This is a genomic window from Mesorhizobium sp. BR1-1-3, from assembly GCF_020165455.1.
Classification (GTDB): domain Bacteria; phylum Pseudomonadota; class Alphaproteobacteria; order Rhizobiales; family Rhizobiaceae; genus Mesorhizobium; species Mesorhizobium ciceri.
Window position 1 is genome coordinate 587,092 of the sequence record NZ_JAIUIC010000001.1, and the last position, 10,044, is coordinate 597,135.

General features: G+C 62.2%; 9 protein-coding genes. 4 read left to right on the top strand and 5 right to left on the bottom strand.

Going from position 1 to position 10,044, the window contains the following annotated elements; genetic code table 11:
* Positions 1-5 precede the first annotated feature (5 nt).
* Positions 6-248 carry a hypothetical protein gene (locus LB559_RS02970; RefSeq protein ID WP_127384548.1) on the bottom strand — a complete coding sequence of 81 codons (243 nt, stop codon included), beginning with the start codon at positions 246-248 and terminating at the stop codon, positions 6-8.
* Between the two features lie 733 nt (positions 249-981).
* Between LB559_RS02970 and LB559_RS02975 the strand changes: the two genes are divergently transcribed.
* The gene (locus LB559_RS02975; protein WP_224672997.1) at positions 982-1,614 is read left to right on the top strand and encodes a hypothetical protein; all 633 of its coding nucleotides are present in this window, start codon (positions 982-984) and stop codon (positions 1,612-1,614) included.
* A 136-nt stretch (positions 1,615-1,750) separates the two neighbouring features.
* On the top strand, positions 1,751-3,430 hold the full coding sequence (locus LB559_RS02980) for a hypothetical protein (protein WP_224672998.1): 1,680 nt from the start codon (positions 1,751-1,753) through the stop codon (positions 3,428-3,430).
* 202 nt (positions 3,431-3,632) lie between these two features.
* On the opposite strand, the gene LB559_RS02985 is transcribed toward LB559_RS02980, so the two are convergent.
* Entirely contained in the window at positions 3,633-3,851 is a 219-nt protein-coding gene (locus tag LB559_RS02985) for a hypothetical protein (protein ID WP_013532292.1), read from the bottom strand.
* A gap of 290 nt (positions 3,852-4,141) precedes the next feature.
* On the opposite strand from LB559_RS02985, the gene LB559_RS02990 reads away from it, so the two are divergent.
* Entirely contained in the window at positions 4,142-5,146 is a 1,005-nt protein-coding gene (locus LB559_RS02990; RefSeq protein ID WP_224673105.1) for a L,D-transpeptidase, read from the top strand.
* Positions 5,147-5,232: 86 nt separating this feature from the next.
* On the opposite strand, the gene LB559_RS02995 is transcribed toward LB559_RS02990, so the two are convergent.
* Complete coding sequence (locus LB559_RS02995) at positions 5,233-5,919, bottom strand: D-lyxose/D-mannose family sugar isomerase (protein WP_224672999.1); 687 nt, start codon at positions 5,917-5,919, stop codon at positions 5,233-5,235.
* Between the two features lie 190 nt (positions 5,920-6,109).
* On the opposite strand from LB559_RS02995, the gene LB559_RS03000 reads away from it, so the two are divergent.
* The gene (locus LB559_RS03000) at positions 6,110-7,168 is read left to right on the top strand and encodes a D-TA family PLP-dependent enzyme (RefSeq protein ID WP_224673106.1); all 1,059 of its coding nucleotides are present in this window, start codon (positions 6,110-6,112) and stop codon (positions 7,166-7,168) included.
* A gap of 21 nt (positions 7,169-7,189) precedes the next feature.
* Here the strand turns inward: LB559_RS03000 and LB559_RS03005 are convergent, their stop codons facing one another.
* Entirely contained in the window at positions 7,190-7,966 is a 777-nt protein-coding gene (locus tag LB559_RS03005) for a heme ABC transporter permease (protein ID WP_224673000.1), read from the bottom strand.
* Between the two features lie 107 nt (positions 7,967-8,073).
* Positions 8,074-9,855, bottom strand: a complete 1,782-nt coding sequence (locus tag LB559_RS03010) for a glucan ABC transporter ATP-binding protein/ permease (RefSeq protein WP_013532297.1) — start codon at positions 9,853-9,855, stop codon at positions 8,074-8,076.
* Positions 9,856-10,044: the final 189 nt, after the last annotated feature.

Here is a 10,044-nt window from a genome sequence, read left to right on the forward strand (position 1 = left end):
ACGCGTTATCCCGCCGTCTGCGGCCTAACCGGCCCAGCAGTGTTCCACCGGATGAACTCGGCTTTCTTACGGGTGACGTCCCGCAAGGTCTTCAACAACACCTCATGCGGGACACCGGTCTGCCTGTAGTGGTCGCAATACGGCGATATGAATGGCTTAATGATGCTTAGGTGCAGCGCTTCCGCTGCCATTAGAAAGCGATCAATTTCAGCTTGTGATAATTGCTTTGAGGGTTTTGACCTAGTCATTGCGACACCTTTTGAGAGTCGCCACCCGAGGACAATTCCTACAGCACACCGAACCGGGCCGGCGAGCTTCCCGTCATGTCGAGATCGGCTCAGTCCGACGTAGCAGGACCCGACTCGACGACTTGCGCCGTGACTGAGGAAAGGATTCCTCGCTTCGCCAGGACAGGCTTTTCATAGTTCTTTTTCATAAATGCTCCTCGCATTTTCCACTCGCCGAAGGTGCTTTGGAGCGATCAAGTTGTCAAGCTGATGCTAAAAAGCCGCCAAAAGGATAGGAAGTTGGCAACTCGCCGGGCGAAGACCCCAACGCCCTCGGAGCCCGGCGAGCCTACTACCTAATCGGGTACGCGATCAGGACCGGGGTTCACCCAGTAACAGGTCCGGTGCAAGAGCAATGCCAGCAACCCTGTGCTGAAATGGGACGGGCGGCAAAATGACCGTAAACTTGGCCCCAGCGGAATATGGTCCTTTAATTAAATTAGCGTAGACGCATAAAAAGGCTTGTAATTCGGACAGCCGGCACTGCCCCCTCCAAGCCGGTCAGGCTCGGCGCTAGTCCCCCTCGATACCCCCCGACGCCGGGCCGCTGCTCCTAGCCGCTGGTCAGGATAAGCGCGCGAGCGATACGGCGCGTCATCGGTGTCTATGCGACGGAATCATGGAAGGCGAGATTGCCTGGTCGTTGCGTCCGCCTTAGTGAAGCTTCATGAAGGCTCCTCCACAAGGCCGCGTCATGCTCACTGATAGCCAGTACATTCTCGAACGCATGAGCCAAGGCTGCGTGACGCTCTCCGACGACGCGTTCGTCATCGACAGGCTGGTCAAGTATTTCGGCAATGGGAGGATCCGCTGGCATGTCGAATTCCGTGGGCATCGCATCGAGCTGACGACAGGCCAGCTCAAGAAGCAGCCCACCTTCCGCAGGAAGATACTCGAACAGGCTGGGGTGCTGCCGCCCCAGCGTGCCGGGACCGACTACAGGCGATGGGCACTCGATCTGAGGAAGAATGCCGTCGAGCTTCCCTGGCGCGATAGACCGGTGGATGTCGGCTTCGCCATCGACAGGCTCACCAGCCACGGCGACGGGCGCTGGACGGTCGAATACCAGGGCAAGGCCATCAAGTTCACGACGACGAAACTCCGCAGGCAGGTGAGTTTCCGCAAACGCATGCTGGCCAAGGCCAAGGTGCTGCCGCCCGAGTTGGACTCGGCTGCCTATCGGAAGTGGATGGACTGGCTCATTCAAAACGCCGCCGAGGCTGACCCGCAGGCCGGCGATGCTTTGGTGACGGAGAAAAGCTGGCTCGACGACCTGCCTGAGCTCGCCGGCTGGCAAAATGAAACGTCGCCCCGAGAGACTAGCTGAGAGCGGCGATAGTCTCCAATGCAAGCAGCGATGGCACTCGTTGCGTTTGCCATGCCTGCCAGTTTCGGCACACATTGATGGCGAAGGAGTCTGACCAGAGCTGGCTCGCTGGCAATCAGAATTGAAATGAGACGACATGGACCGCTTCGACCTCGGCACCTACCGCCGCCCCATCTCCACTCGCTCCACAGAAACCCAGCGTTGGTTCGATATCGGCCTCAACTGGTGCTACGGCTTCAACCATGAGGAAGGCATCAAGTGTTTTGAGAAGGCGCTGGAGACGGATCCTCACTGCCCGATGGTGCATTGGGGCATCGCCTATGCCGCCGGCCCTTTCTACAATCTGACCTGGAAGGAGCATGGCGCGGCCGAGGCCGACAGCGCGGCCAGGCGCTGCTTCGAGCATGTCCAGCTGGCGCGGACCAGTGCAGCTGCCGCAAACGAAATCGAGAAGCGGCTGATCGAAGCGCTGGCCGCCCGCTTTCAGAAGCCGCACCGGGTGAGCCCGGAGGAATTCGAACGGTGGGATGATGCCTATGCCGCCGCGATGCGGCTTGTGTATCGGGACTTTCCCGACGACCATGATGTGATGGCACTGCTGGTCGAAGCGCTGATGATGCGCACGGTGCGGCGGCTGTGGAACCTCAAGACCGGCGCGCCGGCGCCGAATTCCGATGTCGTCGAGGCGCTCGACGTCTGCGAGCGGTCGATCCGGCTTGCCGGTGAGGCCAGCGCAGCACAACATCCGGCGATCGTCCACCTGCACATCCATCTCCTGGAAATGTCCACCATGCCGGAGCGCGGCATGCGGTCGGCGGATCTGCTCGGCGAAATGTGCCCCGATGCCGGGCACATGAACCACATGCCGGGGCACATTTATGTGCTGTGCGGCGAGTATGAGAAAGCAAAACGTGCCAGCGAAAAGGCGGTACGCGCCAACGACCTCTATCTCGCCTATGCCGATGAGCCGACCTACTATCTGCTCGGCTGCTGCCACGATCTGCATCTGATGATGTTCACCTGCATGTTGTCGGGCCAATACCAACCTGCACTGTGGGCCGCCGACAGAGTGCGCAGCTTGGTCGCGCGCGACGTGGTCGCCATCCAGGGCCGGCCCAAGCTCACGCAGACGGTGGAAGGCTACCATGCGATGAAATCGCATGTGCAGGTGCGCTTCGGCCGCTGGCGGGAGATCATCGACGAACCGGCGACCGCGGAGCCAGGCCTCTATGTGCTGACGGCGGCCATGCAGCACTACGCCAAGGGTGTCGCCCATGCGACTCTCAGGCAATTTGCTGAAGCCGAGCGCGAGCGCGAAGCGTTCCATCGGCATCTGAAAGGCATTGCGCCCGAGCGGCGCTTCCTCAGCAACCCGGCGCAAGCTTCGCTGGCTGTCGGTGCCGCCCTACTCGACGGCGAGCTGGCGTACCACCAGGGCCGGCATGAGGAGGCGTATGGCCATTTGCGGCAGGCGGTCGAGCTTGACGACAATCTGTCCTACACCGAGCCGTGGGCCTGGATGCACCCGCCGCGCCATGCGCTGGCGGCGCTGCTTCTCGACCAGGGTCACGCGCAGGAAGCAGAACAGGTCTATCGCGACGATCTGGGCCTGAGCGGCACGGTGCAGCGCTGTGCCCAGCATCCGAACAATGTCTGGGCATTGCACGGGCTGGTGGAATGCCTGAAACGGCGCGGCGAGACCGATGAATTGCCGACATTGCAGACAAGCCTTGCAGCGGCGCTGGCCAAGGCGGACGTACCGATCACCTCGTCCTGCCTGTGCAGGACGAGCGCGCAGCAAGGCTGCTGTCACTGACGCGAAGTCTGCCTGTCGCCACTGTTGCGGCCGATCGGCTAGAGCAATTCCAGGAAAAGTGTGAAACGGTTTTCCGTCCGGAATTGCGTCAAAACAAGGAGTTAGAGCGGGTCGCCGTCTCTGTGAAACGGTGAACTGCTTTAGCCAAACAAATTGTCGGCCAGATCGTCGTTGGCGGTGGAAACCTCGCCGCCCGGGTATGTCACCTGCCGATCAGCCAAGGCTCCATGCTGCGTCGTCCCACGCCTTCGATCAGCACGGAGCAGTCTATCTCATCGTGAAGTTGGGCGTTTGGGTCAGACGAAAGCCAGGAAGCATAGGAGCGAAGCTGCTTGAGCCTGGCTGTTTTCTCAAGCCGTGCCTGGCGCTCATCCTCGGCTGGTTGAGCCGGTCCTTTGTTCTTCTGGGCAGGAAATTGCATCCTGGCTCTCCTCGGTCACCGAGCCTGTGGAGACGGACTCAATCGGGCGTTGGCCCGTTGTCGCTCCGGTCTCTGCGGTTCTGAAGCCAACACATGCGCTGACGGGAGTCGCCATTCATCTTGATGATGGCGGACCCTTATCAACAATGCACCCGCGCCACCGCCGGGTGCTCCTGGTCCGGGTTCACTGCGCGCACGGCACTCGGCAGTCGGACGCAACTGCAGGAAATGGAACCAGATCGGCCGTGCGACGTCATAGAAGCAGGTGCCCATACGGGAGTGTGACCTCCATGATCAGGCTCGTTCTTGTCGCGGTCGCCATGCTCGTCATCGCATGCGATGCAACGGCGGCGGCAAAACTGGACGCGGCCGCCGTCAACAACGCCCAATTTGACGGCAGCGAAGCGAAAGGCGTCAGTGCGACCGTGCTGAAGGCGCAAATCCTCCTGGATCGTGCACGCTTCTCGCCAGGCCTGATCGATGGCCGCCAGGCGGAGAACTTCACCCGGGCAGTCAGTGCGTTCCAAGCGGCCAACGGATTGCCTGCCGACGGCAAGCTCACCCGCGAGACATGGGACAAGCTGGTCGCGACCTCCTCGCGCCCCGCGATTGAGACCTACGATTTGACACGCAAGGATGTGCATGGGCCGTTCACCAGGCGAATTCCGGCACGCATGGAGAGGATGGCCCGCCTGCCCAGGCTGGCCTACCACAATGCCCTGGAAAAGATGGCGGAGCGCTTCCACATCAGCGAGCAACTGCTTGAACGGCTCAATCCCGGCATCGGCTTCAGGAAGGCGGGGCAAAAGCTGCTCGTGCCAGCTGTCACCCGAGGTGATCCGCCGCAAGACATCGCGAGCGTCGAGGTCGACAAGAGCGCTCGCCAGGTTCGGGTGCTTGACCCTTCCGGCAAAGTGCTTGCGACGTACCCCGCCTCGATCGGAAGCCAGGAGAAGCCCGCGCCGAGTGGCCAGGCGGAGGTCAAACGCGTGGTGCACCACCCAACCTATCATTACGATCCCGAGTTTGCCTTCAAGGGGGTGAAGACCAAGCGCCCCTTCACGATCGCTGCCGGGCCAAACAATCCGGTGGGATCGGTCTGGATCGACTTGTCCATCGATAGCTACGGCATTCACGGAACGCCGGACCCAGGCAAGATCGGAAAGACCTTCTCGCATGGTTGCATCAGGCTGACCAACTGGGATGCCGAAGACCTCGCCTCCGAAGTGCAAAAAGGCACAAAGGTCGTCTTCAAGGACGAAGCGGCAGGATCGGTCGAACAAGGATCGCAGTAGGTAGGCGCTACGGCCTACCCACTTTCGACCGTGCGACTAGTCACACGGTCGTGTGACTGGCGTCGCCGAGGGCGTGGAGCGGCCCCTTACCCCAGCCACTTCTCGTAGTCGGACACCAGCAGATGGATCGGGGCAACGTCTTCGTCGATGTTGGAAAAACGCCCGATCGGTTCGCGAAACACATTGTCGGTGAGATCGTCATTGACGGTCGAGACCTCACCGATCAGCACGTCCTTGCCCTCGGCCCAGAAGGCATGCCAGACGCCGGGCAGCAGCGTGACGCTCTGGCCCGGGTCGAGCTTCAGGAGCCCGCCCGCAGGCAGCCTGTGGATGGTTCCGTCGACAGGCACCGAAACCTCGGCCTTGGGATCGATGCCGCCGTCGCGGTCGTGCATGAACAGTTCCAGCACCAGCTTGCCGCCGCCACGGTTGATGATGTCCTCGGCCTTGATGTTGTGGCGATGCATCGGGGATAGCTGATCCTTGCGCGAGATCATGATCTTCTCGGCATAGAGCATGCCCATGCCCTTCTTCATGTCCTCATAGCGGCCGTTGCGAACGGTGAACAGGAACAGGCCGAGTTCCCTGAATTTCTCTTGCCCGTAATCGGTGATGTCCCAGCCGAGCCGCGAGGTAAACACGGCCGCGGAGTCGACCTGGCGCGCCTTCGCCTCCTGCGGCGACCAATAGGCGAAGGGCGGCATGATGTAGCCGAACGAGCGGATGAAAGCGTCGGCTTCGCGGATGATGTCGTTGATGGCGGAGCGCTTCATGATCATGATCCCTTCGTATCGATTTGTCTGGCAAATCGCATAGCCGAACGTCGATGCGGTGTCGATCCATCTCGCCACCTGCCCGGCCTTGCGCTTAAGCGCATGGACCACAGATCCGCTTCGCTGGCCGCGTGACATCGCGGATTTTCAGGGCCATAAATCCCGCGGATTCCTCATGGGGCGAAAGATGATGCCGACCGTCCACGACCTCGATACGCCGTCGATTCTCATCGACGCGACGCGCGCCGAAGCCAACATTGCCCGCGCCCAGGCGCATGCCGACAGGAACGGGCTGAAGCTCAGGCCGCATATCAAGACGCACAAATTGCCCTATTGGGCGAAGAAGCAGGTGGCGGCCGGCGCCGTCGGCATCACCTGCCAGAAGATCGGCGAGGCCGAGGTGATGGCCGATGCCGGGCTGGCCGATATTTTTCTTCCCTACAACATCCTTGGGCGCGCCAAGCTGGAGCGGCTTCTGGCGCTGCACGGGCGCGTCACCCTGTCGGTGACAGCGGACAGCATGGAGACGCTCGAAGGGCTGGCAACCACCTTCACCGATGCCGGTCATCGTCTACCGGTGCTGGTCGAATGCGACACCGGCATGGGACGCTGCGGCGTGCAGTCGGCCGATGAAGCGGTTGCGCTGGCAAGACAGATCGACAGAGCCGGTGGCCTCGCCTTCGGAGGACTGATGACCTACCCGGCCGCCGGGAAGGCAGCGGAGGCCGAAGCCTGGCTCGCCGACGCCAAGCAGGCGCTGGCCGCATCGGGCCTCGCCTGCGAACGCATCTCCAGCGGCGGCACGCCGGATATGTGGCGCTCCAGCGATACATCTGTTGTCACGGAGTATCGTCCAGGCACCTACATCTATCTCGACCGCTATCAGGTCGCCAAAGGCGTCGGCACGCTCGACGATTGCGCGCTGACAGTGCTGTCGACGGTGGTCAGCCATCCCACCGCGACGCGCGCTATCCTCGATGCCGGCAGCAAGGCGCTGTCCAGCGACACGCTGGGTCTCGCCGATTTCGGCGAGTTGCCCGGCGTGTCGGGAGCGCGGGTGACGGGGCTGAGCGAGGAGCACGGCACCGTCACGCTTTCGGGCGACGGCAAATTGCGCATCGGCGAGCGCGTGCGTGTCGTGCCCGACCATTGCTGCGTCGTCACAAACTTGTTCAACGAGGTCAACCTGGTCGACGGCGACAAAGTGCTGGAAACGCTGCCGGTGGCGGCGCGCGGAAGGATGGGGTGAACTAAGAAGCGTCTTGCCTTCTCACACAAGGGGAGAAGGGGGAGAGCGCTCCGCCTGCCGTGCCGCGACCCTGCGCATGGCAATCACCCGGCGACGGCGGATTTCGGTGCGCATCGCCATCAGGTGCAGCGCGAAGAACAGCACGGTGAAGCCGAGCGCCATCACCAGAAGCGGCCACAGCAGGCTGGGGTCGATGGTGGAGCCGCCCCTGCGGAACACCGAGGCCGGCTGATGCAGCGTGTTCCACCAGTCGACCGAGAATTTGATGATCGGGATGTTGATGAAGCCGACCAGCGTGATGATGGCGGCGGCCCAGGCGGCGCGGCTGGCATCGTCGAGCGCACGGGTCAGCGCGATGATGCCGAGATACATCAGGAACAGCACGAAGACCGAAGTCAGCCGCGCATCCCAGACCCACCAGGTGCCCCACATCGGCTTGCCCCAGATCGAACCGGTGATCAGCGCCAGCGCGGTGAAGACCGCACCGATGGGGGCGGCTGATTTCAGCGCGACATCGGCCAGCGGATGCCGCCAGACGAGCGTGCCGAGTGCGGAAACCGCCATCAGCGTGTAGCACATCATGGCCAGCCAGGCGAAAGGCACGTGGATGTACATGATGCGAACGGTGATGCCTTGCTGGAAATCCTCAGGCGCGGCAAAGCTCATATAGAGCCCGACTGCGAGGATCAGTGCGGCGATCGTGGCCAGCCATGGCACGACCTTGTCCGCCAGCCCGACGAAGCGCGTCGGGTTGGCGAGATCCATCCAGCTTGTCAGGCGTGAAGTCGTGTCGCTCATGCGGTTCTACATAAACCGCCGCGGCGTTCGGGGCAATCGAGCGGTGGTGTCGCAGGGCTGCAGCGCTTTGCCTTCTCCCCTGTGGGAGAAGGCAAAGACGTGCCTGATCAGGCGGCCGCTTCCTGCTGTTGCAGCACGGTGCGGCTGAGGCGGCGGACCTCCTCGTCGTTGAGCAGGCCGCCAGCGCGCAGCAGGCTGGCAAAGCGGCCATTGCGCAGCGACAGCTCGGTGAAGCCGCCCATCTCGACCACCCTGCCCTTGTCCATGAACACGACCAGATCGGCGTCGCGAACGGTGGTCAGGCGGTGGGCGATGATGAAGGTGGTGCGGTCGCGGCGCAGTTCGTCGATCGCTTCCTTGACGCGGTCCTCGGTCTCGACGTCGAGCGCGCTGGTCGCCTCGTCGAGCACCAGGATCGGTGCGTCCTTCAGCACGGCACGGGCAATGGCGATGCGCTGACGTTCGCCGCCCGACAGCTGGCCGCCACGTTCGCCAACCACCGTGTCGTAGCCATTGCTCTTGGACAGGATGAAGTCCTGTGCGGCAGCCGCATTGGCGGCGGCATGGATCTCGTCATTGCTTGCATCGGCGCGGCCGACACGGATGTTGTCCTCGATCGAGCGGTTGAGCAGGCCGGCATCCTGGAACACGGTGGCGATCGAATGGCGCACCGACTTGCGGGTCACGGTGCGGGTGTCGATGCCGTCGATCAGGATACGGCCATGGGACGGCGAGAAGACACGCTGCAGCAGGTTGATGAGCGTGGTCTTGCCGGCACCCGTCGGGCCCACGATGGCGACGGTCTGGCCCGCCTGCACCTCGAAGGACACGTCGTCGATGCCTTGGCCGGAATTGGCGAATTCAAAGCCGACATTCTCGAAGCGGACATGGCCGGTGACGTTGGAAAGATCGCGCAAGCCGTCCGGCTCGGCGGAATCAGCCGCGGAGTCCTCGAGATGGTAGAAATCCTCGAGCTTGGCACGGGCCTCGGATATCTGATTGGCGAAAGCCGACATCTGGTCGAGGCGAGCGATCAGCATCGTGGCAAAACCGGTGAAGGCAATGACGTCGCCGACACCCAACTGACCATGAGTCACGAGATAGGAGCCGATCGACAACACGATCAGCATCGAGATTGCCGATGACAGACGGTGCAAGGCATTGGCCAGCGCCCACCAGTCGAGCACAGGGTTCTGCGCGTCGAGCAGGTTCTTGACGTAGCGGCGCAGCGTATCGGCCTCGTGGCCGAGCCGATTGTAGCTCTGCAGCACCGCAACGTTGCTGACCGAGTCGGTCACATGCGCGAACACCTTGTGGTAGTGGCGCTCGACCGCAGCCTGGCCCGCCTTGGTGCGGCGCATGACCATCCGGCCGATGCCGACATAGAGCAGCCCGAGGCCAAGCAGCACCAGCGACATGCGCAGGTCCATGCTGATCGCGGTCGGGACCAGCAGCACGAGGGCGACAGCCGTGGACAGATGCTGGCGCATGAATTCGAGCCAAAGGCTGAACAGGGTTTCCACGGCGCGCAGCATCGTGTGCAGCGCATTGGAGGTGCCGTGCTGATGGTGCCAGGCGAGCGGCATGGTGATCACGCGCTCGAACGACTCGCAAAGCACTTCGCTGCGCCGAGCATGGGCGAAACGGTCAGCGCCGCGCGCCACCATGACGAAGGCAACGATGTTGAAGGCGCCGAGACCGGCCCACATGACCAGCGTGGTGAAGACAGAGCCACGCTCGGAGATGGCGCCGATGACGCGACCGAACATAATCGGCTCGAGAAGCGCTACGATGGCGAGAGCCACGTTGGCCGAACAGATCAACGCAACGCGTTTCCTGTCCGCGGCCAGATAACCGAGAGCTCGCCAGTAGATTTGCAGAAGGGTCACCCCAGTTACTCCGCCACGCTGTTTATTGTGCACTGCATCATTTTATTCGTACCGGTTGATAGGTCGCAAAACAATGGCCGTGTACCCCTTCAGTTCCCTTAGAGCGAACAAAAGATGGCGACGTTCCGAAATCTGCCGTGATCACCTAACGGTTTGAGAAGACAGGTAAAATGTCAGGCATGCGGCGAA

Coding starts and splice junctions, on each gene's coding strand:
- LB559_RS02970 (WP_127384548.1), bottom strand. CDS start 248: ATGACTAGGTCAAAACCCTCAAAGCAATTATCACAAGCTGAAATTGAT.
- LB559_RS02975 (WP_224672997.1), top strand. CDS start 982: ATGCTCACTGATAGCCAGTACATTCTCGAACGCATGAGCCAAGGCTGC.
- LB559_RS02980 (WP_224672998.1), top strand. CDS start 1,751: ATGGACCGCTTCGACCTCGGCACCTACCGCCGCCCCATCTCCACTCGC.
- LB559_RS02985 (WP_013532292.1), bottom strand. CDS start 3,851: ATGCAATTTCCTGCCCAGAAGAACAAAGGACCGGCTCAACCAGCCGAG.
- LB559_RS02990 (WP_224673105.1), top strand. CDS start 4,142: ATGATCAGGCTCGTTCTTGTCGCGGTCGCCATGCTCGTCATCGCATGC.
- LB559_RS02995 (WP_224672999.1), bottom strand. CDS start 5,919: ATGAAGCGCTCCGCCATCAACGACATCATCCGCGAAGCCGACGCTTTC.
- LB559_RS03000 (WP_224673106.1), top strand. CDS start 6,110: ATGCCGACCGTCCACGACCTCGATACGCCGTCGATTCTCATCGACGCG.
- LB559_RS03005 (WP_224673000.1), bottom strand. CDS start 7,966: ATGAGCGACACGACTTCACGCCTGACAAGCTGGATGGATCTCGCCAAC.